Genomic DNA, 26,898 nt, shown 5'->3' with positions numbered 1-26,898 from the left:
TTCAGGCTTCAGACAGCTGCAAATACAGCCCTGATCGCAACCTAAGGTGACATTATAGGCAATTTTCGCCTATGCTGCACAGCATCATGATTTGGGGACAGGTCAGCCGGATTTCAAGCCACCGACCTGAGAACCTAACAAAATTCCTTTTTTGCGAAATCAGTTCTTTTGCTTCGGGATATATCTTATCGCAGACCAGAGGCAAGCGCTTACGCAGCAGCAGACAAATTGGCCGAGTGCAAGATACGGTACCGAATGGCTTAACAGAGGAGACATTACGCCCGCAATCAGCGCACTGAATAACGTTGATGTTGCAGATTGACACGATGCAACAACGCCACGAATTTCAGGAAACATATCAAGAGCAAGTAATGTTGCCCCCGGCGCAACCAGCGACATTCCGAAAGAGTAAAAAAGTAAGGGAGCGACTGACCAGGGCAAAGCTGGCGGCAGAAATGCGTGATACAGAACGTTTACACCCGCCGCTGCAATCATAAAAATAAATCCGGTGCGAACCTGCTTCCAGATATTCCATTTTCCGGCGAGGCGGTTTGCCGCCAGTGCCCCCAGGAAAATTCCACCGACGGTGGGGACAAATTGCCAGGCAAACTGGGAAGAATTCAGGTGCAGATGCTGAATCAGAAATACCGGTGCTGACGAAATATATAAAAACAAGCCGCCAAAGTTCAGCGCGACTGTCCCGGCTTTCAGATAAAAACGGCCGGATGAAAAAACAGTACGGTAACTTCTCCACAAAAAATCTGCGCTGAATTCCTGACGTTTATGCGGTGGCAAGGTTTCCGGCAGCCAGCGATAACAAGCAATCACCAGTATCACTGCAAAAGCACAGAGAAACAGGAAAATCGCACGCCAACTCCAGATATCAATAATCCATCCGCCCAGCACCGGTGCAATTGCCGGTGCAATCGAAAAGATCATAGTGACCAGCGACAGCAAGCGCTCTGCCTCTGGCCCGTGATACAGATCACGAATGATTGCCCGTCCGACCACCATGCCAGCACCGGCAGAAACGCCCTGCAGAATACGGAATCCCCATAAATAATGAATACTGACTGCGCCTGCACATCCGAAACTCGCTGCGGCGAATACCATCAACGCAATCAGAATCACTTTCCGCCGCCCGAACGCATCCGACAGGGCACCGTGCCACAGGGTCATCACGGCGAACGCCAGCATGTAGGCACTGAGGGTTTGCTGCACCTCCAGTTCATGCGCCCGCAAACTTGCCTGTATCGAAGGAAATGCCGGCAAATAGGTATCAATAGCAAATGGCCCCAGCATGGACAACGCTGCGAGCAGCATTGCAAGTGCGGGGTACGAAAGAGAATTTTGATGACGCATATGTATAAACTATTTGACGGAATGCTCCGTCTGAGAAAATTTTCAGCCGATAAAAAACAAAAGGCGGAAATTCCGCCTTTCAGAAATACGCTGGAACTTCGCTTAGCGAATGCCGCCGATACAAAGGTATTTCATTTCCAAATACTCATCGATACCGTACTTTGACCCTTCACGCCCCAGGCCAGATTGCTTGACACCACCAAACGGGGCGACTTCATTGGAAATCAGGCCTGTATTGATGCCTACCATGCCATATTCAAGCTGTTCAGCAACCCGCCAGATACGTGTCATATCGCGTGAGAAGAAATAAGAGGCCAGTCCGGAATCAGTATGATTTGCAGCGGCGATCACCTGCTGTTCGCCAGAGAATCGCGCAATCGCAGCAACAGGGCCAAACGTTTCCTCTGACATAATCAAGGCATCTTCTGGGACATCTGCCAGTACGGTTGGTTCAAAAAACAAAGTATCAGCTTGTATCCGCCGCCCGCCTGCAACTAATTTCGCTCCCTTAGACACAGCATCAGCGACATGAAGTTCGATTTTGCAAATAGCCTGTTCATCTATGACTGGCCCCTGCTGTGTCTCAGGTGCCAGACCGTCACCAACACGAATGCGTTTTACTGCCTCACTGAATTTCTCTACAAATGCATCGTAAATATTTTCCTGTACATAAAACCGGTTAGTACAAACACAGGTTTGTCCTGCATTGCGATATTTGGACTGCAAAGCACCCTCAACCGCCGCATCCAAATCTGCATCGTCAAACACAATAAATGGTGCATGCCCGCCAAGTTCAAGTGCCAGCTTTTTTACGGTAGAGGCGGACTGACGCATCAGAATACGACCAACCGGTGTCGATCCGGTGAATGACAGATGCCTGATGACAGGACTATCGCAAAGCACAGTTCCTATTTCGACGGAGCGCTGACTGTCCGCAGGCAAAATATTCATAACACCCTCAGGCATGCCGGCACGGATAGCGAGCTCCGCAAGTGCGAGCGCGGACAGTGGGGTCTGTTCTGCAGGTTTGACGATAATCGTACACCCTGCTGCAATCGCTGGTGCAACTTTTCGCGTAATCATTGCCAGCGGAAAATTCCACGGCGTAATGGCGGCACAAACGCCGACTGGCTGTTTCAGAACCAGCGTACGCTTATCTGTCCATGTTGATGCCATCACATCGCCGCTGACACGCTTGGCCTCCTCTGCAAACCATTCGAGAAAACTGGCACCATAGATCACTTCTGCTTTTGCCTCTGCTAAAGGCTTGCCCTGCTCTGTTGTCATTATCAGAGCGAGATCATCCGCATGAGCAACAACCAGCTCATACCAGCGGCGAAGAATACCCGCACGCGCCTTGCCTGTCAGGGCTGCCCAAGCCGGAAATGCTGCGTTCGCTGAAGTAATCGCCTGCTCAGCATCCTGCACAGACGATTGCGCTACCCGGGCAACCAGACTACCGCTGGCCGGATTGGTGACGTCAAATGTGTCAGCGTTTGCGCGCCATTGATTCGCGATCATCACACCCGTTTTCAATAAATCAGGCGCATTCAGTTTTTGCAGTAAATCCATCATCATTCCCGGAAAATTCAGTCAGCTTTATCGAATTCAATCATAAAGAAAAAGGCCGGTAACAGACCGGCCTGTATCATGCTTATTCTGCTTGTTCAGCGCCTTGCTGAGGTTTCGCCTGTTCCCGGCGGTTAAATCCTGCCACCATATCAAAGCGGAACAAACGGCATTCCAGTGCACCGTTAAAGAATGGCGTTTTACGGGACTCTTTCAAACGCAGCAGTTTTGGCACACCAAGATCCGCCGTGAATAAAAAGACAGTCCAGCCAGCAAAACGCTGTTTCAGTGTACGACTGAATGCGCTGAAAAATGCGGTCGCCATTTCATCGGAATCCAGCTGACTGTTACCCCGCACACCAATACGCTCGCCGTATGGCGGATTCGTCAGTACAACGCCAGGACCTTCAACCGGTGGTTTCACTTCCTGCGCTTCGATCTGTTTCAGCGGAACCTCAAATGGAATTCCGGCATTACGCAGATTGTTGCGCGCCATCACCAGCATATCACCGGAAATATCACTGCCGAACAGTTGCGGCTCTGTCACTGTATTCAGCCTTACTGCGGCTTTAATCGCCTGCCATGCATTCTTATTAAACTGATTCAGTTTTTCAAATGCAAAACTACGGTTGTAACCCGGCGGAATACCGGCAATCATTTGCGCGGCTTCTACCAGTATCGTTCCGGAGCCGCACATAGGATCCAGCAAAGGTGTTCCCGGTTTCCAGCCCGATGTACGAATCAGGCCAGCCGCCAGATTTTCACGCAACGGTGCATCACCCGTTTCCATGCGCCAGCCGCGTTTGAATAATGGCTCACCGGACAAGTCCAGATACAAGGTGAAACTGCGCGCATCCAGAAAACCTGCAATACGTATATCCGGATTGCGGGTATTCACTGATGGACGCTGGTTGTACATATCGCGGAAGCGATCACAAACACCGTCTTTAATTTTCAGCGTCACGAATTCCAGACTTTTCAGCGGAGACTTTACAGCGGTCACATCGACACGAATCGTGTGATGTATGCCAAACCAGTCTTCCCACTTCGTGCCAAGAACCAGATCATAAATATCATTTTCGTTGGCGTAACTTGTATTTGCCATACGCAGCAGGACGCGCGATGCAATACGTGAATATAAATTAATACGCCAACCGTCTTCCATCGCGCCTGAGCAGTGCACACCGCCCGGAACCTGATTATGGACACTCATGGTGCGACTCAGCGCAGCGATTTCCTGCAGTTCTTCTGCCAGTGCAGCTTCCAGGCCGCGCGGGCATGGACAAAAATAAGAATATTGCATCTCAGGGGCTCCCTTTTTCCTCGGTAAAAAACATTCCGGTCAGACTTCTTTCACGACACTCGTACCTGACATGTCAGCCGGATTTCAAAATAATTCAGATTCAACAACACCGTCAAAACGGCTTTACTACCACCATGATTAATACAATCAGCATCATGATGACAGGCACTTCATTAAACCAGCGGAACCAGACATGGGAACGCTGATTCTGACCGGCCTCAAACTTTTTCAGCAAACTGCCGCAGGCATGGTGATAGCCGATCAGCAAAATCACACAAGTCAGTTTGGCATGCATCCAGCCGTTACCCGGCCCGCGCCCCACGCCGAACCCCAGCCACAGCGTCAGGCCGAGTACCAATGCAGGCACAGCCAGTATCGTCATAAAGCGATACAACTTACGTGCCATCAGCAATAAGCGCTGCACTGCCGCAGGTTCCTGCTCCATCGCCAGATTCACAAAGATTCGCGGCAGATAAAACAGTCCTGCAAACCAGGAAATGATGAATAACAGATGAAATGTCTTAACCCATAAATACAGCATGCATGCACTCCTGATTAGTATTCAAGCTTACTGACGAATCTGACCTGAGCCGAACACCACGTATTTCTGTGAAGTCAGACCTTCCAGCCCGACAGGACCACGCGCATGTAACTTATCGTTCGAAATACCGATTTCCGCACCCAGTCCGTATTCAAAACCATCCGCAAAGCGCGTCGAGGCATTCACCATGACCGATGAAGAATCGACTTCGCGCAGGAATTGCATGGCACGGGTGTAGTCTTCTGTGATGATCGATTCCGTATGTTTGGACGAGTAACGGTTGATATGGGCAATCGCTTCGTCCACGTCAGCAACGATTTTAACGGCCAGCACCGGGGCCAGATATTCCGTGTGCCAGTCTTCTTCGGTTGCCGCGGCCAGATGCGGATAAGTCTGCAGAATTGCAGCAGCCTCCGGATCACAGCGCAGCTCGACTTGTTTTTCCTGATACAGTGCAGCGACTGCGGGCAGGAACGCCGGCGCAACAGAACGTGCCACCAGCAGGGTTTCCATTGTGTTGCAGGTGCCGTAGCGATGGCATTTTGCATTGAATGCAACAGGCACGGCTTTTTGCAGATCCGCTTTATCGTCGATGTACACATGGCAGATTCCGTCCAGATGCTTAATCATCGGCACGGTTGCCTCCTGCATCAGACGGGCGATCAGACTTTTCCCGCCGCGCGGAACGATCACATCCACATATTCCGGCATGGTGATTAAAGCGCCTACCGCTGCACGGTCAGTGGTATCCACCACCTGCACGGCATCCGCTGGCAAACCTGCGCTGCTTAAGCCTTCGCGTACCAGTGTGGCCAGTGCGCGATTGCAATGTATTGCCTCAGAGCCGCCACGCAGTATCGTGGCGTTACCGCTCTTAATACATAAGCCGGCAGCGTCTGCGGTTACGTTCGGGCGCGCTTCGTAAATAATGCCGATGACACCCAGCGGCACGCGCATTTTGCCGATCTGAATTCCGGATGGGCGGAATTTCATATCGGTGATCTCACCCACCGGATCCGGCAATTTGACCATTTGCTCCAGACCTTCTGCCATCGTCTGAATTGCCTGCTCCGACAACGTCAGACGATCAAGCATCGCCGGTTCCAGTCCGGCAGTTCTGGCTGCAGCCAGATCCTGTTCATTGGCTGCACGCAAAATAGCGGCATCTCTGCGAATCGCATTCGCAATGGCTTGCAAAGCCTGATTTTTTGCTGCGGTACTGGCTTTCGCCATGGCAGAGGATGCGACGCGGGCACGCTGCCCGAGCGCCTGCATATGTGCTTTGATATCCATGATTCAAATTCGGCCGGCACTGCCAGCAAGTAAATAAGTGATTAACAATGGTCTGAGCACTGCGCAACGAATACCGGTAAACGGCATTATCGGGCGCGTGCGACTTTCAGACCGAGTTGCAACAAGGCATCCCAGGGATCTCCTGCAAATGCTTTTGCCCGCAGCCCTTTGACCATCTTATCGATCTGGGCAGCTTCCTGAAGCGCCTCGCGTAACACTGCCAGTTGCACCCGCCTCAAAGCGGGCTCAACCAGACGTTCGCGCGGGCCCCAGATCCGGTTTTCTTTGAGCAATACCGGTAAGGGTTTACCTTGTACCAGTCCGGATTTAATTCTGAGTAAAGTACGGATTTCTTCTGCAACTGCCCATAACACCAGCGGGAGTGCTTCACCTTCGCCCTTCAGACCTTCCAGCATCCGCACCAGTCGTGCAACATCGCCGCTAAGCATGGCTTCATTGAGTTTGAAAACATCGTAACGGGCAACATTCAGCACCGCGTCGTGCACCTGTTCAAAACTCAGTTTACCTGCAGGATACAGCAAACCCAGTTTTTGTATTTCCTGATGGGCTGCCAGCAAATTGCCCTCGACACGGTCGGCAATAAAATCCAGACTCTGCCGTTCTGCAGACTGCTGCTGCAAAGCCAGGCGCTGCTGCAACCAGACGGGCAACTGCGCCCTTTCCACTAAAGGAATATCAATGTAGACCGCAGCCTGCTGCAACGCCGTGACCCAGGCCGCCTTTTGCGTTGCCCAGTCCAGCTTCGGCAGGCTGATCAGTGACAGGTTATCCGGTGACAAATGGGAAATGTATTCCTGCAAAGCCTGCGCTCCGTCTTTGCCCGGCTTACCGGAAGGAATACGTAACTCGATGAGTTTTTTATCGCCGAACAGAGACTGAGACTGATTTGCTGCCAGTAAAGCACCCCACTTAAAGCTGCGCTCTACTGTCAGCACTTCACGCTCGGAGAAACCCTGCGTCCGCGCTGCCTTGCGGATTTTGTCAGCCGCTTCCATCGCCAGCAAATGTTCATCGCTGGTGATGACATACAAAGCGGATAAGCCTTTGCTCAGATGCTGATCAAGGCTGTCAGCGCGTAACTGCATATTAAGCTTCCGGCTTCAGAACACTCAGGCGTCTGAGCACTTGCTGTACCAGATCATTCTGCATATCGCGGAACAATAAAGCTTCTTCCGCTTCTTTCGCCCTGACCTGTGCTTCATTGAATGTCAGCGTACGTGACAGCTGGATATTCACGGTATCCATCAGCTCTTTTCCATCCGGTGTGCGTACGCGGAAACTGAAGTCATAAATCAGTTTGTATTCACGTACACGACCCTGACTGTTCAGCGACAGAATCTGCTTATCCCGTTTTTCACTCAGCACTTCCAGCACCACTTGCGCGCTTTGCCGGGTATCGCTGATCTGCGCCGGACTGGTTGAACGGATCTGTCGCTTTAACTCAGCAGCCAGCGGCGAAGTGACCGGTAAGCCGATATAAATACTGCTGAACGGCAGTGCAACCGGTTCACGTAAATGGAAACCGCAGGCTGCCAGCAACATACTTGCGGCAGTCAGCGACAACAACAAACGCAGGCAGCGTGCAGAAATCCATTGACGCATCACGACTATCCTTTTAGCCAACAACATTCACCAGTTTGCCCGGCACAACAATAACTTTCTTCGGCGCGCCTTCGAGGAATTTCTGCACTGCCTCGCTGGCAACCGCTGTCGCTTCAATCGTTGCTTTATCAGCATCTTTGGCGACTTTGATACTGCCGCGCAGCTTACCGTTGACCTGCACCATCAGTTCAATTTCATCCTGCACCAGTGCTGCTTCTTCAACCTGTGGCCAAGCCATGTTGATCAGCTCACCGTGCTCGGCTGCATAACCCAGCTCCACCCACAGCACATGCGTGATGTGAGGGCAAACCGGATACAGCGTGCGCAACAGAATGCTGAAGGCTTCGCGCAGTGCTGCTGCACCGCCGGCGGCTTCCGGTTTGAATGCTTCGATTGCATTCAGCAATTTCATCGCGCCGGAAACCACGGTGTTGTATTGCAGACGTTCGTAATCGGAATCGATCTGGCGCAGGGTCAGATGCACTTCACGACGGAAGTTCTTCACATCTGCTGCCAGCTCCGGCGCTGCTTGCTGACCCGATGCAATCACCGGTGCCAGTTTCAGCGCAGTCGCCCACAAACGACGCAGGTAGCGGTATGCACCTTCCACGCCGCTGTTGCTCCATGCTGCGCTCTGATCCGGAGGACCGGCGAACATCGTGAACAGACGTGCGGTGTCCGCGCCGAACTGAGAAATAATGTCTTTCGGTTCGACGACATTGTTTTTGGACTTGGACATCTTTTCGATGCCGCCCATTTGTACCGGCTGACCATCGCTCTTCAGAATCGCTGCGACAGGACGGCCTTTGTCGTCGTGCTGTACTTCGATTTCATTCGGGTAGTACCAGACTTTTTTGCCGCCTTCGACTTCACGGTAGAAGGATTCATTCAGCAGCATGCCCTGTGTGAACAAGCGTTTGAACGGTTCATCAATCTTCACCAGACCCATGTCACGCATGACTTTGGTCCAGAAACGGGCGTACAGCAAATGCAGTACCGCGTGTTCCACGCCGCCGATATACTGATCCATCGCCATCCAGTAATCATTACGGCCATCCACCATGTCCGGTGCATCCGGGCAGGTATAGCGCATGAAGTACCAGCTGGAATCCACGAAGGTATCCATGGTGTCTGTTTCGCGCTGCGCCGGTTTGCCGCATGTCGGGCAATCCACGTTCAGGAAGTCAGCACGGGTTTTCAGCGGATTACCGGAACCGTCAGGAATGCAGTCGGTCGGCAGGACGACTGGCAGATCTTCGTAAGGAACCGGTACGGCGCCACAGCATTCGCAATGGATAATCGGGATTGGTGTACCCCAGTAACGCTGACGGGAAATACCCCAGTCACGCAGACGCCATGTGGTTTTCTTTTCGCCCAGACCTTTGGCGATCAGTTCTGCGGCCACGGCATCCACTGCCGCTTTATAGCCCAGACCATCGAAACGGCCGGAATTCACCGTCACAGATTTTTGTTTGTCGCCGTACCATTCCGCCCATGCGTCGGCGCTGAAGGTTTCACCTCCAACTGCCACCACCTGACGGATTGCAATGCCGTATTTACGGGCAAACGCAAAGTCACGTTCATCATGTGCCGGCACGCCCATCACCGCGCCGTCGCCGTAGCTCATCAGCACGTAGTTACCGACCCAGACTTCGACCTGTTCACCGGTGAACGGATGTGTCACGAACAGGCCGGTTGGCATGCCTTCTTTTTCTTTGGTCGCCATTTCGGCTTCAGTTGTGCCACCGGCTTTGCAAAGTTCGGCGAATTCTGCCAGTTTAGGATTGCTGCGTGCTGCCAGTTGTGCCAGCGGATGTTCTGCTGCAACTGCACAGAAAGTCACGCCCATGATGGTGTCAGCACGGGTGGTGAACACGTACAGTTTGCCATCCTGAATCAGCTGGCCCTGCTCGTCGCGGATCTCATGCGGGAATGCGAAACGCACGCCTTCGCTCTTACCGATCCAGTTACGCTGCATGGTGCGGACCTGTTCCGGCCAGCCGTCCAGCGTATCGATACTGGACAGCAATTCTTCTGCGTACTGCGTGATGCCGAAGTAGTAACCCGGAATTTCGCGTTTTTCCACCAGTGCGCCGGAACGCCAGCCGCGACCATCAACCACCTGCTCATTGGCCAGCACGGTCTGATCAACCGGGTCCCAGTTCACGATCTGGGTTTTCTTGTAGGCGATACCTTTTTCCAGCATCTTCAGGAACAGCCACTGGTTCCAGCGGTAGTAGTCCGGATCGCAGGTCGCAACTTCGCGCGTCCAGTCGAACGCCAGACCCAGCGGTTCCATCTGCGACTTCATGTCGTCGATGTTGGCGTAAGTCCATTCCGCCGGCGATTTTTTATAGGCGATTGCCGCATTTTCTGCCGGCAGACCGAAAGCATCCCAGCCCATCGGCATCAGCACGTTGTAACCCTTCATACGCAGCTGGCGCGCCAGCATATCGTTGATAGTGTAGTTACGGACGTGGCCCATGTGCAGCTTGCCGGATGGGTAAGGCAGCATGGAGCAGGCGTAATACTTACCTTGCGGAAAACGGGGATCGTTTTCTACCGTTTTGTATGCTTCAGTATTTTTCCAGTGAGATTGCGCCGCTTGTTCGACGTCGGATGGGGAATATTTTTCTTGCATAGCGTGGGCCGGAAAGGAATGCAGTTATCAATCACAATCTTTCATTATAACCGCTAGTGCAGCAAGTTGAACCAGAACGGCAGTGGCTCAGCGCAGGAAAACACTGCTGATGACGCTGTTGGCGACCCGGTCGGTGCTTGCCACAACAACATGCGCGGCACAGACTACATTGTGCAAACTTCGTCATCTGCCATTTCCGGAGACCCGGACTTTCTGCCGACGACCGCGAGATCGCTATGCTGAACACCGCATTTGGGGCATTTTCTGGCAATTTTCACCGCTCTCAGGCGCTTGCGGGTGCTGCTGCAGCAAATCCCCCTGACGGACTACGAAACAGCAAAAGAAAAAGGCCGCGAAACGCGGCCTTTTCAGATTCTGCTATGTACTGCAAATGTCAGCGTATGCTCACAGTGCTTTCAGACCCAGCACGTCAAACATATCAAACAAACCGGATTGCTTTTCCTGCAGGTAACGTACTGCACGCAGACTGCCGTGCGCATAGGTCACGCGGCTGGAAGATTTGTGGGTGATTTCAACGCGCTCACCGATACCGGCAAACAGCACGGTGTGGTCACCGACGATATCGCCGCCACGGATGGTTGCAAAACCGATTGAGGACGGATCGCGCTCACCGGTCACGCCTTCACGCGCAAACACACCAACTTCGTTCAGATCACGGCCAATCGCATTCGCAATTACTTCACCCATTTTCAGTGCCGTACCGGACGGTGCGTCCACTTTATGACGGTGATGCGCTTCCACGATTTCAATGTCGTAGCCATGAGAGAAACTGCGCGCCGCCATTTCCAGCAACTTCAGCGTCACATTCACACCCACGCTCATATTCGGCGCAAACACCACGCCGGTTTTCTGCGCCAGCTCGGCGATGCGTGCTTTACCAGCCTCATCAAAGCCAGTCGTGCCGATCACCATGCGGATACCGTGCTCTGCACAGTAAGCCAGATGATGCAGCGTGCCTTCAGGACGGGTGAAATCGATCAGGAATTGCGCATCTTTCAGACCGGTTGCCAGATCAGACGTGATCAGCACGCCGGTGGCTTTACCCGCAGACAAGCCTGCATCGGTGCCGATGGCAACCGAGCTTGCCACATCCAGCGCACCAGCCAGTTCCATATCATCCGAAGCCAGAATCGCTTCGATGAGCATTTTGCCCATACGGCCGGATGCACCGGCCACTGCCACACGTAATTTACTCATAGTAATGAAAACGGATTATTTGCCTTCTTTGCGGGCCGGTTTGCCATCGATATCGTTGACGGACTCGATACGCTGTTTTGCCAGCGCAGATTCGGTCACACGTGCCAGATATTCCTGTTCATTCGGCAAATTACCGCCTTCAAATTTGGAAACCAGATTGTTTTTGAAATGAATTGAGACTTTACTGATAATCAGTTCACCATTCGGCTTCATCAGGCGGAAAGGATAATCCCAGCGGTCTTCATGGAAAGGATCGGTCAGCAAGGCGGTACCCAGGACATTACGCACCTGCTCACGGTTCATGCCTTCTTTGATCTGCGCCATCATTTCCTGCGAAACGAAGTTGCCCTGCTGTACAGCAATGCGGTAAGGGGAGAAGAAGCCCAGGAACTTACGTGTTCCGGTCGGCGAATACACCTGTGTACCGTCTTTACCGGCAACCGCTTCGGTTTTCAGATTTTCATCTGTCAGTTGCACCGAACGCGAGGCGCAGGCACCCAGACTGACAGCCGCCAGCACGACCGCAATGCGACCCAGACTGGCAGAAACAGAACCCGTGAACAACTTTCGCATACAAAACCTCAGTAAATGAGCAGTAAGCCCTAAAACCCGATATCATAAAGCAGATAGCTCTCTTTTGACGGAAAACATGACTAACAGTACGACAAATCTGAAAGCCAGCGGTCTGAAAGCCACCCTGCCGCGTCTGAAGATACTTGAAATATTTCAAAACAGTAAGGTCCGCCACCTGACTGCAGAGGATGTTTATAAAATCCTGCTGACAGAAAACATGGATGTCGGACTCGCGACAGTGTATCGCGTTTTGACGCAATTTGAACAAGCGGGGCTGCTGCACCGTAACCATTTCGAGACCGGAAAGGCGATTTTCGAGCTGAATGAAGGCTCGCATCATGACCATCTGGTTTGCCTGAATTGCGGCCGTGTGGAAGAGTTTTATGATCCGGAAATCGAGCAGCGCCAGCACCAGATTGCTCTCGAACGCGGCTTCAAAATCACCGATCACTCGCTGGCGATTTACGGCAACTGCACCAAAGAAAACTGCGAGCACAAAGGCTGATCCGCCTTTTCAGCATGCATAAAAAAACGGAACCCGCGGGTTCCGTTTTTTGTACTTTGCAAATACCGGATTTTTCAGCGATTTTCCGGCAATTTAATGTCAGCAGTGACTGCTGACTATGGCGTATCACCTGCAGATATCAGACCCGGTATCACTTTGCTGACCGCTTCCGTAATATGCCGGGCGCGGAATGGCTTCATGATGAAGCCGTCGATTCCGCTGCGCGCTGCTTCGCGCAGGGTTTCATGATCTTCGCTGCCGGTGACCAGCAAAATTCTGGTGTCCGGCAATTGTTCACGGATACGCGGCAGAATATCCAGTCCGCTGACCTGCGGCATCATCACATCCAGCAGAATCAGATCCGGCTTTTGCTCCAGCGCCATTTGCAAACCCTGATCGCCGTCACCGGCTTCACCGACAATCTGGTACCCCTGACCACGCAATACCACGCGCAATACTTCGCGGGTGATATCGTTGTCATCAATCAGCAGTATGCGAAGTTCTTCAGGTTTCATAGCAAGCCTATTGACTGAGCGCGTTCGACAGCAATTTTGCGGTGATATCCACAATCGGAATCACCCGTTCATACGCCATGCGGGTCGGGCCGATCACACCGAGGGTACCGACAATTTTGCCATTCACGCCATAGGGTGCGGTCACAATACTGACTTCATCCACCGGCATCAGTTGCGATTCGCCGCCGATAAAAATCTGTACGCCGTCTGCTTTGCTGGACACATCCAGCAATTGCATCAGGCCGGTTTTCTGCTCAAACAGATCGAACATTTTGCGCAGTGCGCCCATGTTCGATGACAAATCCTGTACGTTCAGCAGATTGCGCTCGCCGGAAATCACCATGCCTTCATCATCCTGCGCCAGCGCATCACTGCCTGCCTGCACAGCAACCTGCATCAGGCTGGTCATATCGCCCTGCAACTGCCGGATTTCTGCAGTTAAGCGGCGTCGTGCTTCTTCAAAACTGAGACCGGCAAAATTCTGATTCAGATAATTCGCCGCCTGCGTCAGTTGCGACGGTGTGTAATCCGCCTCGGTTTGCAGCAAGCGGTTATGCACTTCACCGGAAGGCCCCACCACGACCAGCAAAATCCTTTTTTCGGATAAGCGCAAAAATTCCAGCTGATGAAACGTGGACTCGGTACGCGGTGTCATCACCACACCGGCAAACTGCGACAGCGATGACAAGATCTGCGCCGCACTGGTAATAATCTTCTGCGCGGGCTGCGCCACGATGCCCGGTTGCAGACGGGATTCCAGCGACACTTCATCGATTTCCTGCACCGTCAGCAATTCATCCACAAACAGGCGGTAGCCGCGCGGCGTCGGGATGCGTCCCGCCGATGTGTGCGGACTGCAGACAAATCCCATGTCTTCCAGATCGGCCATCACATTGCGTATCGTTGCCGGTGACAAATCCAGTCCGGAAATACGGGATAAAGCACGTGAGCCGACGGGCTGGCCGTCAGCAATGTATCGCTCTACGAGCGCTTTCAGCAAGGTCTGGGCACGGATATCGAGTTGCATAATGACATTGTATGCGAGCAATCTTCAAATGAACATCAGACGCGTGTTAATCGCTGTCTCAGATCATGTAAATCGCGAATCTGTGCCGGAATGGTCACATGCTGCCATTCCGGCTTATCTGAGGAGATGCCGTGACGGTTCATCCAGACGGCCTGCAAACCCGCCTGCGTTGCACCGTGCACGTCCAGCAGCACATCATCACCGACGTACAGGGTTTCATGTGGGGCCACTTGTAGGGCTTCACAAGCAGCCAGAAAAATACGCGGATCCGGTTTCGCGCAGCCGAAACTGTGTGCCGCCAGCGAGACTCGGAAATACGGCGCCAATCCGATACTGTTTAAATCGGCGAAACCATTGGATACCGAGCCGGTAATGAAATCCGCCTGCAATTGCTGAAGCGCTGGCAGAACATCGTCATACAGACTGACCTGATTTCTGGCCTGTGCGAATACCTGCATCGCGGCATCAGCATGTGCCGGATCAGCGCCCTGCTCTGCCATCACATCCTGCAGCAAACGATGACGCAGACTCCACAGATCATAAGAAAACCGCGGGTCAGTTGGCACCAGTGCCTGACGACGCCGGCGCAGGCCTTCGATATCGTAAGCCGCAGTCACTTGCGGTGTATGCACTGTCAGCCAGTCATGCAAGGCTTGCTCCGCGTGGCGAATCACCGGCCCGACCGGCCATAAGGTATCGTCCAGATCGAACAGGATGGCTTTAATTGTCATAATGCTGTGGGAATATCATCAATCTTGCACTAATTATGGTCTAATCTGGGCTTTTGCGTCATGCACAGATGCGGACGCAATGCCCGACAGGCTGATCTGACAATGATGACAACACCGAAAACCATCGCACTGGTTGGCAAAACCCAGGCCAGCGGCATAGAAGAATCCATCCGTGAGCTGATTGTTTTTTTACAGCAACACGGCGTCACTGTGGTGCTGGAAACAGAAACTGCGCGCACCTGCGGCATCGACAGTCTGCAGCATTTATCGGTGGCGGAAATCGGTAAGGTTGCGAATCTCGCGATTGTGCTCGGTGGTGACGGCACCATGCTGGGTGTTGCGCGGCAGCTCGCACCGTATCCGGTGCCGCTGATCGGTATTAATCAGGGACGGCTGGGATTTATTACCGATATTCCGCGCGAGCGCATGATTCCGGTGCTGACCGATATGCTGGACGGTAAATACATCGCCGAAAAACGTTCACTGCTGCAAGCCATCGTATTACGTGACGGCAGCCAGATTTTCAGCGGTGTGGCGTTTAACGATATCGTGGTGGCGCGCGGTGCCGGTGCCGGCATGGTGGAATTGCGGGTCGAAGTCGATCAGCACTTCATGTACAACCAGCGCTCTGACGGTCTGATTATTTCCACCCCGACCGGCTCCACCGCCTATGCCTTATCCGCTGGTGGCCCTATGCTGCACCCGAGTCTGCAGGGCATTGCCATGGTGCCGATTGCACCGCATGCCTTATCGAATCGTCCTATCGTGTTGCCGGACAGCAGTGAGATCGTGATTGAAATTGCGGCCGGCCGCGATATGAGTCTGAATTTCGACATGCAGACCTTTGCCAGCCTGATGTGTCAGGACCGTATTGTGATACGGCGCTCTGCACATACAGTGACCTTCCTGCATCCGCAGGACTGGAACTATTACCACACCCTGCGCGAAAAGCTGCACTGGAATGAATATCCTACCGTGACCGGTGCACTGAATTAATGCCAGATTGCTACAATACCGCGCTGTGACTGACTTTCCGGGTTTCCTATGCTAAGGACGCTTGCCATCCGAGATTTTGTGATTGTGGATCAGCTCGAACTTGAGTTTTCCGCAGGCTTCACCGTACTGACCGGCGAAACCGGTGCCGGTAAATCGATATTAATTGATGCTTTGAGCCTGGTTCTCGGCGGACGTGCCGACGGCAGCATGGTGCGCGAATCCGCCGCCCGCGCCGATATCAGCGCTGAATTCGCCCTGCACGATGCTGCGCGCGACTGGCTGCAGCAGCAGGATCTCAGCGACGAAGGTGATCAGCTGATACTGCGCCGCACGATTGATAACGCCGGTCGCTCCAAAGGCTGGATCAACGGCATTCCTGCCACCGTCAGCCAGTTACGTGATCTCGGTGATTTGCTGGTCGATATTCATGGTCAGCATGCGCATCAGTCTTTGCTGCGCAGCGATGCACAACGTGAACTGCTCGACAGTCAGGGTGGTTTATCAGCACTGGCGCGCGATGTCGCGCAACGCTACAGCCACTGGAATCAGTTAAGACAACAATTGCAGCGTTTTGAAAACGATGCAAAAAATCTGCTGCAGGAAAAAGAACGGCTGGAATGGCAAACCGGCGAGCTGGAAAAACTGCAACTGCGTGATGGCGAATGGGAAAGTATTCAGCAGGAACACAGCCGCCTCGCCCATGCTGCCAGTCTGATGGAAGGCGTACAGCAGGCGCTGGCAGCGATTTCCGAATCCGATCATCCTGTGCTGTCGCAACTCAACAGCCTGCAGCAACGTTTATACAAGCTGGTGTCGTTTGATGCGGCACTGCGTCCGGCAGCGGAAGCGCTGGAAAACGCCTGCATACAATTGCAGGAAAGCAGTTATGCGCTGAACGATTACCTGCAGCGCACCGATCTGGATCCGGAACGTTTGCGCGAAGTGGAATTGCGCGTGGATGCAATCCACAGTACCGCACGCCGCTTTCACGTCAGCCCGGAACAATTACCCGATGAACTGGCGCGTTTGCAAAGCGAGCTGGAACAAATGAGTCTGGCCAGCGATCCTGAAAATCTGCGTAAACAGGAGCAGGCAGCGCAGCAAGCTTATCTGGAACAGGCACGCAGTCTGAGCCAGCAACGTGAACAGGTCGCACGCAGTCTGAGTGAGGCCGTCACAGTGGCGATGCAGGATCTGAGTCTGCGCGGCGGTCAGTTTGCGGTCGCGCTGCACGCCTGCGATCCCGCATCGTATGGTCTGGAGCAGGTTGAATTTCTGGTCGCGGGTCATGCCGGCGTACAACCGCGTCCGCTGGCGAAAGTGGCTTCCGGTGGTGAGCTGGCGCGGATTTCGCTGGCGATTTCCGTGATTGCTTCCAGCGCCACCACCACGCCGACACTGATCTTTGATGAAGTTGACAGCGGTATCGGCGGTGCGGTGGCAGAAGTGGTTGGCCGCCTGCTGAAGCGTCTGGGACAGGAAAGACAAGTATTGTGCGTCACGCATTTGCCGCAAGTGGCATCGCAGGCGAACCAGCATTTTCAGGTCAGCAAAGACCAGACCGGTGGCCGCACCAGTTCGCAAATTGCACGACTGGACAGCAAGCAGCGCGTGGAAGAAATTGCGCGTATGCTGGGCGGTCTGGAAATTACCGCCACCACACGTAAACATGCGCGTGAACTGCTGGCGCTGTAGACATTTATCAATATCTCTATTTACATTCATCAGGCCAGACTATGCCCTTTCTGAAAGAACCGGAATATACGCACGGCAAAACCGGCAAAACCGCGATCCTGCTGATTAATCTGGGCACGCCGGATGCGCCGGAACGCGGTGCGGTGAAGCGTTACCTGAAACAGTTTTTATGGGATCAGCGCGTAGTGGAAATTCCGCGTCCGGTCTGGTGGCTGATTCTGAATGGCATCATTCTGCCGTTCCGCTCCGGCCAGTCGGCAAAGAAATATGCGACGATCTGGACCAAAGATGGCTCTCCGCTGAAAATCCATACCGAAAAACAAGCGATGCTGCTCAAAGGTTATCTGGGTGAACGCGGCCATGATGTGCACGTGAGCTGGGCGATGCGTTACGGCAGTCCGTCGATTCCGTCTGCGCTGCAAAAGCTGAAACAGGAAGCTTACGACCGTATTCTGATTCTGCCTGCCTATCCGCAGTATTCCGCTACCACCACGGCGTCGAATATGGATGCTGTCTTCAGCCATTATCAGCAGGTTCGCAATGTGCCGGAACTGCGCTTCGTGCGTAACTACCATGATCATCCGGCCTACATTGAAGCACTGCGCCAGAGCGTGCTGAAACACTGGCAGCAAAACGGTCGCCCTGAAAAACTGGTGATGAGTTTTCATGGTTTGCCGAAAGCCTTTTTGCTGCGCGGCGATCCTTATCATTGTGAATGTTATAAAACCGCACGCCTGCTGGCGGAAAAACTCGGTCTAACCAAAGATCAGTATCTGGTTACTTTCCAGTCGCGTCTGGGGAAAGCCGAATGGCTGCAACCGTACACGGAACCGAGCGTGCAGCAACTGGCCAAAAACGGCGTGAAACGGATTGACGTCATTTGCCCGGGCTTTATTGCTGATTGTCTGGAAACGCTGGAAGAGATTGCGGTGGAAGTCAAACAGGCTTTCCTGACTGCCGGTGGCAAAGAATTTCATTACATCCCTTGTCTGAATGAATCTCCGGCGTGGCTGCGTGCGATGGCGGAAATTTCAGAGCAGCATCTGGCTGGCTGGCCAACCATGTTCACTGCCGGTATGCGTGAAGAACAAAAACAGCAGGCACTGATCAGCCGCGCTGAAGCAAAACGCCTGGGAGCACCGCACTGATGACGCAGGCTGTGTATGTGGTTGGTGATATTCAGGGTTGCGCCACCGAGTTAAACCGTTTGCTGGCGCTGACCGAAGCCGCCACACCGGGTGCACGCTATCTGTTTGCCGGTGATCTGATTAACCGCGGGCCGGAATCGTTGCAGGCTTTGCGCACAATACGGGCGCTGCAGCTGGAAGGCCGTGCTGAAGCCGTGCTTGGCAATCATGATCTGCATTTTCTGGCGGTGGCACAGGGACTGCGCCCGCCGCACCGGCAGGATACGCTGAATGAATTACTGAGTGCACCGGACTTACCGGAACTGATGCTGTGGCTGCGCCAGCGCCCGCTGGCGTGGTCAGAAGCAGGCTGGCTGATCGTGCATGCCGGTTTGTATCCGCAATGGGATGCCGCCAAAACGCTGGCGCTGGCGGCAGAAGTCAGCGCCATGCTGCAGACACCGGACTGGCTGGATTTTATGGCGCAGATGTACGGCAATCAGCCGGATCGCTGGGAAGACAATCTGCAAGGCCACGCACGCTGGCGTTGCATCATCAATGCGCTGACGCGTATGCGCTATTGCAGCGCCGATGGTCAGATGGATTTTGCGCTGAAAGAAGGTACGGCGAATGCGCCGGAAGGTCTGATGCCGTGGTTTGCAGCAGAGCGTGCCAGTGCGAATGACAAGATTGCTTTCGGTCACTGGTCTACGCTGGGGCTGATCGTGCGTGACAATTTACTGAGTCTGGATACCGGCTGCGTCTGGGGTGGCAAGCTGACTGCGGTGCGTTTGCAGGATTTGCAAGTGTTTCAGATTGACTGCCCGCAGCAGCAACGCCCCGGTGCCTGACGTATTTAAGAAACAAGGAAGTCTGTGAATTTTCTCGCGCATATTGCGCTGGCCAGCCACGACGCGGATGCAATGCTCGGCGCACTGCTCGGTGACTTTGCCAGCCGCAGCGAAGCAGCGCTGCTTCCGGCTGCCATTCAGCGTGAAATACACCTGCACCGGCTGGTCGATACCTTCACCGATCAGCATCCTGAAGTGCTCGCGATGAAAGCCGGTTTCGCCAGCCCTGCGCGGCGCTATGCCGGTATTCTGCTGGATATTTATTTTGATTTGCTGCTGACACGTCACTGGGAGCGCTGGTATCCGCAGTCACGCGCGGTGATGATTGCGGACTTTTATCAGCATCTGCAATACAGAGAAGCGCTGCTGCCGCCACGGCTGCAAAGTCTGCTGCCGCGCATGGTGCAGGAAGACTGGCTGACATCTTATGGTCACTGGGCAGGTCTGGAGCGTGCGGTGAGGCGCACCGCCAGCCGCTTATCGCGTCATGGTGAACATCTGATTGCGGGATTGCCGCATTTGCAGGCGCAGGACAGCGTACTGGAACAGGGTTTCCTGCGCTTTTATCCGGAACTGATACAGCACACAGAAACGCAGCGGCAGCGCCTGCTGCTCACATCGCCCTGAGCTGGCTGTGAGGGCCCAGAAATTGCACAAAAATGGTGCAAAATGCGGAGTTCTACACAGAAAAAACCGGTGCCCTGCCGGACGTCCGCGAATTCTCTGGCTTTCCAAGGGGGTGGGTTTTCAGCGAATGCGCATTCCTGCACAATCGCTGCGGTATGAAACAGGAAAAATCAGGCAGCCTGAGAGGCTTGAATGCCCAGTGCGTCGCGCACTGCCTGTTGTGACTGGCTGGCAACTTCGCGGCGGTGTGCGCCATCGGTGCTGATGGCTGGCAGACGAATCAGCTCTGCCGTCATGCGCGGTGCTTTCAGAATCACTTTCATACTTTCGGCAAATGTCATGTCACCGATAAAGTCAGCGGCATGATGAAAATGCCCGTTCTGATCCACATAACGCAGCGCAAACGGTTGTACCGGCACTTTGGCTTCAATCGCGGCTTCAAACAGATTGGCATGGAAGGGCAATACTGTGCCCTGCGCTGCTGTCGTGCCTTCCGGGAAAAATGCAATGCGTTTTCCGGCTTCGATCTGATGCACCAGACCTTCATAAATACGGCGTACTTCGCGCTGTTTGCCGCGCGCCAGAAAAATCGTTCCGGCACTGTGGCACAGCCAGCCCACCAGCGGCCACGAGCGGATATCTGCCTTCGCCACAAAATGGCAGGGATGCAGGGTGTTAATAACGAAGATATCCAGCCAGGAAATATGGTTAGACACGATCAGGGCACGTTCGGCATGTTTGCCTTCACTCTGATCGATAAAACGCACGTCCACGGTACAAATACCGAGCAGCTGACGCGACCAGCGCTGCACCAGTTTTTCGCGGGATGCCTGCGCGCACAGAGGAAAAAGAAATGCGCAAGTCATCAGCCCTGCGAGTAGATGCAGCGTTACCCGCACATAATGCCAAACGATCATACCGTATCCGCCAAACCCGATAGTGGAAAGAAAAGAATCAGAAACAGCCGGTCTGTACGCCGGTTTCCAGCACCTTGCGCAACTTACAGGCAAGGCAGCGAACCGGAAATACAGTGGTGCATAAAAAAGGGTTCTTATTATTTACCAGAAACAAGGCAGCACGCCAGCAATACTGAACGCATTGTTGCATCCGTCAACGGAAAGGCCCGCAGAATGGTGCTTTTTTGCGCAAGAGAACAACAAATACGAAAAAAAATTTGCACGAAAAACAAAAGGCAGCCGAAGCTGCCTTTGTGCGTTAGCTATCTGTCAGGATGCATTCCCTGTCTTCCGGCTTGGCTGCCAGTCTGACTGACAACAATTAAGCCGCGTACACAGTGCGTCCGCCAACCAGCGTCATGCGCACCACGCCCGGCAATTCATAGCCGAGGAAAGGCGTGTGCTTGCCCTGGCTGCTGAGTGCTGCGGCTTCCACTTTCCAGTGACTGTCTGCATCAAACACACACAAATCGGCAACTTCACCAACAGCCAGACGACCAGCCTGAATGCCTGCGGTGCGTGCTGCATCGCTGGTGATTTTCGCCAGTGCCTGCGGCAAGCTGACTTCGCCGTGGCTGTCTGCCGACCATTTCAGTGCCAGTGACAGCAGCAGTTCCAGACCGGTTGCGCCCGGCGAAGCTTCTGCGAACGGCAGCAGTTTTTCATCATCATCGACCGGCGTGTGATCGGAACAAATCGCATCAATCGTACCGTCTGCCAGCGCAGCACGGATCGCATCGCGGTCACGCTGAGAGCGGAACGGTGGCGTGACGCGTGCATTCGGATCGAAGAATCCGATATCGTGCTCTGTCATGTGCACATGGTGTGCGCTGACATCGCAACTGACCGGTAAGCCTTCGCGCTTGGCCTGACGAATCAGTTCCAGACCGGCAGCAGACGACACGCGGCACAGATGCACACGTGCACCGGTGGCACGCATCAGTTCAAACAAAGTGTGCAGTGCAATCGTTTCTGCCATCACCGGTACGCCGGACAAACCCAGACGGGATGCATATGCGCCGCTGTGCGCAACACCGCCCATGCCGATATACGGATCCTGCGGACGCAGCCAGACGGTGAAGCCAAAGGTTGCAGCGTAATCCAGTGCGCGCTGCAGCGTGGAGGTATCGCGGATAACTTGTTCTGCCTGTGAGAAACCGATACAGCCGGCTGCGCTCAGCGCTGCCATTTCTGTAAGTTGCTCACCTTTCAGACCGGCAGTCAGCGCACCCAGCGGATATACATTTGCCTTAGCCTGCATGTCGGCGCGACGGCGCAGCATTTCTACCAGACCGGCCTCATCCAGCACAGGATCGGTATCCGGCGGGCACACCAGACTGGTCACGCCACCGCGTACCGCAGCCTGCAATTCGGATTCCAGTGTCGCTTTGTATTCAAACCCCGGCTCACGCAAACGCGCGCTCAGATCCACCAGACCCGGTGCGACAATCATCCCGCTGACATCCACTACCTGCGCATCACTGGCGTCACTGCCCGCTGCGACGATGGCGGCAATCTTCCCGTTTTCAATCACCAGATCAGCGATCTGATCCAGACCGCTGGCAGGATCGATGACACGACCATTTCGTATTACTGTTTTCATCATCGCTCCTTACGCCTCACCACTGTTGCCGCCCAGAATACTCATCACCGCCATACGCACTGCGATACCGAAAGTGACCTGCGGCAGAATCACTGCCTGCGGACCGTCCGCAACGGCAGAATCAATTTCCACGCCACGGTTCATCGGTCCCGGATGCATCACGATCGCGTCCGGTTTCGCCAGCGCCAGACGTTCCGGTGTCAGGCCATAGTGTTTGAAGTATTCCTGCGCCGACGGCAGCAGCGCGCCGTTCATACGTTCATTCTGCAAACGCAGCATGATGATGACGTCCACGCCTTTCAGGCCTTCATCCATATTATGGAAGGTGCGCACACCGAGCTGATCCAGCCCGCCCGGCAACAGCGTGCGCGGACCAATCACACGTACTTCCGGCACGCCGAGTGTGGTCAGCGCATGGATATCCGAACGTGCAACACGGCTGTGCAGTACGTCGCCGACAATCGCCACGGTCAGATTATGAAATTCTTTTTTGTAATGGCGGATGGTGTACATGTCCAGCAAACCCTGTGTCGGGTGCGCATGGCGGCCGTCACCGGCATTCACCACGTGTACATGATTCTGGCGCGTATCGTTGAGATGCTTGGCAATCAGAAACGGTGCACCGGACATTGAGTGACGCACCACAAACATGTCAGCATGCATCGCTGCCAGATTGTCGATGGTATCGAGCAGCGACTCACCTTTACTGGTGCTGGATGCCGCAATATTCAGATTGATCACGTCTGCCGACAAACGTTTGGAAGCAATTTCAAACGTGGTGCGGGTACGGGTAGAGTTCTCAAAAAACAAATTGAAAACGCTTTTACCGCGCAGCAAAGGCACTTTTTTCACTTCACGGTCGCCGATACTGACGAACGACGAGGCGGTATCCAGAATATGATGGATCACGGCCTTCGGCAAACCTTCGGTCGTCAGCAAATGCTGTAACTCACCGTGTTTATTAAGCTGTGGATTATGCATGGTCGATAGAGATACGGAAGGTGCCATCGTCTGCGCGTTGCAGATTCACGGACACACTGGATTCAAATGAAGAAACCTGTGCAACAAAATCCGGCGCAACCGGCAAATGGCGACCACCACGGTCAACCAGTGCAGCCAGCCAGATACGGGCAGGCCGCCCGTAGTCGAATAATTCGTTAATCGCCGCACGGGTGGTGCGGCCTGTGTACAGCACATCGTCGACCAGCAGAATCTGTGCGCCATCGACAGAAAACGGGATATGGCTCGGTTTGGCACCGGAACGCAAACCTTTTTCCGCGTAATCATCGCGGTAAAAAGATACGTCAATCGAACCGGCTGCTGTGTTCAGTTGCAGATCACGTACCAGACGCTCCGCAATCCACGCGCCGCCGGAATAAATACCAACGACCGCCAGTTGCGGATGCGCCGCTGCCAGCGGGCGGATCTGTTCCAGCAATTGCTGATACAGTTGTTCTGCATGCAAAGTTGTGTCCGTCGTCATGGGTTTTCGTCGAAGTATTGTTGAAGAATGACAGCCGCCGACGCATCGTCGATGTATTCGCCTTGTCCGGCCTGAAGAATTGCTGATGAGTAACGCTCATCCACCTGCACCACCGGCAGGTTGTAACGCCCATTAAGCTGGTTTGCAAAACGACGGCATCGCACCGTCATTTCATGTTCGGCACCATCCGGATGGCGCGGCACACCAACGACCAGACAAAAAGGTTGCCATTCGCTGATCAGCGCGGCGATTTCAGCAAATTTACCGTCGTTAGTGGGAGCATGAATAATTTTATGCGGACTGGCATTGCGCGTGACCGTATTACCGACGGCAACACCAATACGCTTGAGTCCGAAATCAAAAGCCAGTAGGGTTCCGCCGGAAAGATTCATCAGGCATGCCCCGCTTCTGCCGTCAGCATCCACGGGTCGATGCCCAGCAGACGGATCGCAGCTTCAAAGCGCTGCTCCAGTGGCAGATCAAACAGGATTTCTGTATTCGCCTGCACGGTAAGCCAGCTGTTAGACAGCAATTCTTTTTCGAGCTGACCGGCACCCCAGCCAGCGTAACCAACACTCACCAGCACACGATCCGGCCCGTTGCCAGCAGCAACCGCTTCCAGAATATCGCGCGAAGTCGTAAACGCTACATCCGGCGTAACTTTCAGAGATGAGCTGTAACTGCCAGCCGGTTCATGCAGCACAAATCCGCGGTCTTCCTGCACCGGGCCACCGGACATCACCGGCATCTTGTGCAGTGGATTCTGCTCCGGATGGCCGGAAACGGTCAGATCGATCTTGTCGAGTAAGCTGGCCACCGTCATTTCCGTTGGCCGGTTGATCACGATACCGAGAGCACCACGGGCGTTGTGCTCGCACATATAAACAACCGCGCCTTCAAAGACCGAATCCTGAATTGCAGGCATCGCAATCAGAAAATGGTCTGTCAGGTTCAGTTCACCGGAAGAAACTTGATCAGAAGGTAATGTCGTTTGTTCAGAAACAGCTGAATCGGACGATGTACGCAGGTCATCGCCGGAATCAACTGAAAAGGGGGGGATTTGCTTCGCCATAGGCGGCATTTTAGCAGTTTTAGCGGGCTTTTTCGATGTGTGCTATCTTCCGGCAGTCCTGTCAGAAAACCGCTGATTTCCTGTCATTATCATGTCAGTACCTTCTTTTTCCCGTGCGCTTGTCTGGTTCCGCCGCGACCTGCGCTGCGATGACCATGCTGCGCTGTATCACGCTTTGCGCGCCAGTCAGCAAGTCTATTGTGTGTTTGTTTTCGATAAAACAATTTTGCAATCATTGCCGGAAAATGACCGGCGTCTTGGCTTTATCGATGAAGCCGTTTCCGAACTGCAAAACAAGTTGCGCGAAGCCGGTGGCGAGCTGATCGTTTTGTTTGACCACGCGGAAAATGCAATTCCGCAACTCGCATCCGATTTGCAAATTGATGCTGTCTTTACTAACCGCGATTACGAACCACAGGCCATATTGCGTGATCGGAAAATTGCCGATGAACTCAAAGCCCGTGGCCGCTGCTTTTTCAGCAGTAAAGACCAAGTCATTTTTGAACAGGATGAAGTGTTATCACAAGCCGGTACGCCCTTTTCTGTTTTCACACCATACAAAAATGCCTGGCTGAAAAAACTGGCTGCACAGGATACTGACTTTTTCAGTCGCGCCTATCCGGTACAAAAATACACCAGCCATCTGGCCAGTCACCGCTGGCCGTCACGTCCGACGCTGGCCGAGATGGGCTTTCAGCCAGACCCGCTACCTGCCGGTGTTCACGGCGGCAGCAGCGCCGCTGAAACACTGCTCGCCGATTTTCTGACACGGATCCACAGCTACCATACCCGGCGTGATTTTCCATCCGTGAAAGGCCCGTCGTATTTGTCCGTGCATCTGCGCTTCGGAACGGTTTCGATACGCCATCTGGTCAGACTGGCGCTGCAGGAAATCACACTGAATAACAGCGAAGGTGCACAAACCTGGCTGAGTGAACTGATCTGGCGTGATTTTTATTTCATGATCCTGCACCATCATCCGCGCGTTACACAGTCTTCATTCAAGCCTGCGTATGACGCGATTCGCTGGGAAAGTGGCGCGCAGGCAGATGCTGATTTTGCTGCGTGGTGCGAAGGAAGAACCGGTTATCCACTGGTTGATGCAGCAATGCGTCAGCTCAATCAGAGCGGCTATATGCATAATCGTCTGCGCATGGTGGCTGCGTGTTTTCTGATTAAAGATCTGGGCATAGACTGGCGACGTGGTGAAGCGTATTTCGCAAAGCAATTACTGGATTTTGATCTGGCCGCAAACAATGGTGGCTGGCAATGGGCGTCGTCATCGGGCTGTGATGCTCAACCCTATTTCCGTATCTTCAATCCGGTAACACAATCTGAAAAATTTGATGCCGATGGGAAATTTATCAGACGTTACTGCCCTGAACTGGCAAAGCTGGATAACAAAACGATTCATGCACCATGGAAAGCCGGTGCCCTGTTGCTGAACCATGCGGGCGTCAAACTCGGTGCCGATTATCCGCATCCGCTGGTACAGCATGATGCAGCACGCCAGCGTACACTGGATCGCTATGCCGTCGTTAAACAGGTAATGTGACTGGTATTTTTCTGCCGATTTACGTGCACATA

At 53.7% G+C, this 26,898-nt stretch carries 26 protein-coding genes; 7 read left to right on the top strand and 19 right to left on the bottom strand.

The genetic code is table 11. The features are described 5' to 3' along the window. Positions 1-159 precede the first annotated feature (159 nt). From IE092_RS12940 to IE092_RS12895, 10 genes are all read right to left on the bottom strand, one after another. Entirely contained in the window at positions 160-1,323 is a 1,164-nt protein-coding gene (locus IE092_RS12940; RefSeq protein WP_373295333.1) for a multidrug effflux MFS transporter, read from the bottom strand. Positions 1,324-1,464: 141 nt separating this feature from the next. Beyond that, on the bottom strand, positions 1,465-2,937 hold the full coding sequence (locus IE092_RS12935; protein WP_189357712.1) for an NAD-dependent succinate-semialdehyde dehydrogenase: 1,473 nt from the start codon (positions 2,935-2,937) through the stop codon (positions 1,465-1,467). A 79-nt stretch (positions 2,938-3,016) separates the two neighbouring features. After that, positions 3,017-4,234 (bottom strand): THUMP domain-containing class I SAM-dependent RNA methyltransferase, encoded by a 1,218-nt coding sequence (locus IE092_RS12930; protein ID WP_189357609.1) that lies wholly within the window; start codon positions 4,232-4,234, stop codon positions 3,017-3,019. Between the two features lie 112 nt (positions 4,235-4,346). Then, positions 4,347-4,775 carry a CopD family protein gene (locus IE092_RS12925; RefSeq protein ID WP_189357608.1) on the bottom strand — a complete coding sequence of 143 codons (429 nt, stop codon included), beginning with the start codon at positions 4,773-4,775 and terminating at the stop codon, positions 4,347-4,349. A gap of 27 nt (positions 4,776-4,802) precedes the next feature. Beyond that, positions 4,803-6,068 (bottom strand): glutamate-5-semialdehyde dehydrogenase, encoded by a 1,266-nt coding sequence (locus tag IE092_RS12920; protein WP_189357607.1) that lies wholly within the window; start codon positions 6,066-6,068, stop codon positions 4,803-4,805. Positions 6,069-6,154: 86 nt separating this feature from the next. Then, entirely contained in the window at positions 6,155-7,174 is a 1,020-nt protein-coding gene (gene holA, locus IE092_RS12915; RefSeq protein WP_189357606.1) for a DNA polymerase III subunit delta, read from the bottom strand. Between the two features lies 1 nt (position 7,175). Beyond that, positions 7,176-7,691, bottom strand: a complete 516-nt coding sequence (locus tag IE092_RS12910; protein WP_189357605.1) for an LPS-assembly lipoprotein LptE — start codon at positions 7,689-7,691, stop codon at positions 7,176-7,178. 13 nt (positions 7,692-7,704) lie between these two features. Further along, on the bottom strand, positions 7,705-10,332 hold the full coding sequence (gene leuS, locus IE092_RS12905; protein WP_189357604.1) for a leucine--tRNA ligase: 2,628 nt from the start codon (positions 10,330-10,332) through the stop codon (positions 7,705-7,707). A gap of 405 nt (positions 10,333-10,737) precedes the next feature. After that, a complete protein-coding gene (gene dapB, locus IE092_RS12900) occupies positions 10,738-11,550 on the bottom strand; it encodes a 4-hydroxy-tetrahydrodipicolinate reductase (protein WP_189357603.1) in 813 nt (270 codons plus the stop codon). Positions 11,551-11,565: 15 nt separating this feature from the next. Next, entirely contained in the window at positions 11,566-12,123 is a 558-nt protein-coding gene (locus IE092_RS12895; protein WP_189357602.1) for an outer membrane protein assembly factor BamE, read from the bottom strand. Between the two features lie 76 nt (positions 12,124-12,199). Between IE092_RS12895 and fur the strand changes: the two genes are divergently transcribed. Then, a complete protein-coding gene (gene fur / locus IE092_RS12890; protein ID WP_189357601.1) occupies positions 12,200-12,628 on the top strand; it encodes a ferric iron uptake transcriptional regulator in 429 nt (142 codons plus the stop codon). Positions 12,629-12,744: 116 nt separating this feature from the next. Here fur and IE092_RS12885 read toward each other — a convergent pair whose 3' ends face one another. The 3 genes from IE092_RS12885 to IE092_RS12875 are packed head-to-tail and all read right to left on the bottom strand — an operon-like array spanning position 12,745 to position 14,901. Beyond that, on the bottom strand, positions 12,745-13,143 hold the full coding sequence (locus IE092_RS12885) for a response regulator (RefSeq protein WP_189357600.1): 399 nt from the start codon (positions 13,141-13,143) through the stop codon (positions 12,745-12,747). Between the two features lie 7 nt (positions 13,144-13,150). Continuing rightward, a complete protein-coding gene (gene hrcA, locus IE092_RS12880) occupies positions 13,151-14,170 on the bottom strand; it encodes a heat-inducible transcriptional repressor HrcA (protein WP_189357599.1) in 1,020 nt (339 codons plus the stop codon). 35 nt (positions 14,171-14,205) lie between these two features. Next, positions 14,206-14,901 (bottom strand): HAD family hydrolase, encoded by a 696-nt coding sequence (locus IE092_RS12875; RefSeq protein ID WP_189357598.1) that lies wholly within the window; start codon positions 14,899-14,901, stop codon positions 14,206-14,208. A 102-nt stretch (positions 14,902-15,003) separates the two neighbouring features. Between IE092_RS12875 and IE092_RS12870 the strand changes: the two genes are divergently transcribed. The 5 genes from IE092_RS12870 to IE092_RS12850 are packed head-to-tail and all read left to right on the top strand — an operon-like array spanning position 15,004 to position 20,197. Beyond that, a complete protein-coding gene (locus IE092_RS12870; protein ID WP_189357597.1) occupies positions 15,004-15,897 on the top strand; it encodes an NAD kinase in 894 nt (297 codons plus the stop codon). A gap of 48 nt (positions 15,898-15,945) precedes the next feature. Continuing rightward, complete coding sequence (recN, locus tag IE092_RS12865; protein WP_189357596.1) at positions 15,946-17,592, top strand: DNA repair protein RecN; 1,647 nt, start codon at positions 15,946-15,948, stop codon at positions 17,590-17,592. 41 nt (positions 17,593-17,633) lie between these two features. After that, the gene (gene hemH, locus IE092_RS12860; protein ID WP_189357595.1) at positions 17,634-18,740 is read left to right on the top strand and encodes a ferrochelatase; all 1,107 of its coding nucleotides are present in this window, start codon (positions 17,634-17,636) and stop codon (positions 18,738-18,740) included. Further along, positions 18,740-19,570 (top strand): symmetrical bis(5'-nucleosyl)-tetraphosphatase, encoded by an 831-nt coding sequence (locus IE092_RS12855; RefSeq protein ID WP_189357594.1) that lies wholly within the window; start codon positions 18,740-18,742, stop codon positions 19,568-19,570. Before hemH ends, IE092_RS12855 begins: the two co-directional genes overlap by 1 nt. 24 nt (positions 19,571-19,594) lie before the next feature. Continuing rightward, positions 19,595-20,197 carry an acyl carrier protein phosphodiesterase gene (locus IE092_RS12850; protein ID WP_189357593.1) on the top strand — a complete coding sequence of 201 codons (603 nt, stop codon included), beginning with the start codon at positions 19,595-19,597 and terminating at the stop codon, positions 20,195-20,197. A gap of 170 nt (positions 20,198-20,367) precedes the next feature. Here the strand turns inward: IE092_RS12850 and IE092_RS12845 are convergent, their stop codons facing one another. The 6 genes from IE092_RS12845 to IE092_RS12820 form a co-directional block, all read right to left on the bottom strand. Continuing rightward, entirely contained in the window at positions 20,368-21,114 is a 747-nt protein-coding gene (locus IE092_RS12845; RefSeq protein WP_189357592.1) for a lysophospholipid acyltransferase family protein, read from the bottom strand. A gap of 361 nt (positions 21,115-21,475) precedes the next feature. Further along, the gene (locus IE092_RS12840) at positions 21,476-22,756 is read right to left on the bottom strand and encodes a dihydroorotase (protein WP_189357711.1); all 1,281 of its coding nucleotides are present in this window, start codon (positions 22,754-22,756) and stop codon (positions 21,476-21,478) included. Between the two features lie 9 nt (positions 22,757-22,765). Continuing rightward, the gene (locus tag IE092_RS12835) at positions 22,766-23,737 is read right to left on the bottom strand and encodes an aspartate carbamoyltransferase catalytic subunit (RefSeq protein WP_189357710.1); all 972 of its coding nucleotides are present in this window, start codon (positions 23,735-23,737) and stop codon (positions 22,766-22,768) included. Further along, on the bottom strand, positions 23,730-24,239 hold the full coding sequence (gene pyrR, locus IE092_RS12830; protein WP_189357591.1) for a bifunctional pyr operon transcriptional regulator/uracil phosphoribosyltransferase PyrR: 510 nt from the start codon (positions 24,237-24,239) through the stop codon (positions 23,730-23,732). Before pyrR ends, IE092_RS12835 begins: the two co-directional genes overlap by 8 nt. After that, positions 24,236-24,631, bottom strand: a complete 396-nt coding sequence (ruvX, locus tag IE092_RS12825; RefSeq protein WP_189357590.1) for a Holliday junction resolvase RuvX — start codon at positions 24,629-24,631, stop codon at positions 24,236-24,238. Before ruvX ends, pyrR begins: the two co-directional genes overlap by 4 nt. Continuing rightward, entirely contained in the window at positions 24,631-25,311 is a 681-nt protein-coding gene (locus tag IE092_RS12820; protein WP_189357589.1) for a YqgE/AlgH family protein, read from the bottom strand. Before IE092_RS12820 ends, ruvX begins: the two co-directional genes overlap by 1 nt. Before the next feature lie 91 nt (positions 25,312-25,402). On the opposite strand from IE092_RS12820, the gene IE092_RS12815 reads away from it, so the two are divergent. Further along, a complete protein-coding gene (locus IE092_RS12815) occupies positions 25,403-26,866 on the top strand; it encodes a cryptochrome/photolyase family protein (RefSeq protein WP_189357588.1) in 1,464 nt (487 codons plus the stop codon). The last annotated feature ends 32 nt before the right edge of the window (positions 26,867-26,898 follow it).

Origin of the sequence: Cognatundibacterium squillarum, assembly GCF_014652435.1 — a bacterium.
Taxonomy (GTDB): domain Bacteria; phylum Pseudomonadota; class Gammaproteobacteria; order Burkholderiales; family Burkholderiaceae_D; genus Undibacterium; species Undibacterium squillarum.
This window is presented reverse-complemented; position numbering and strand designations above follow the sequence as displayed.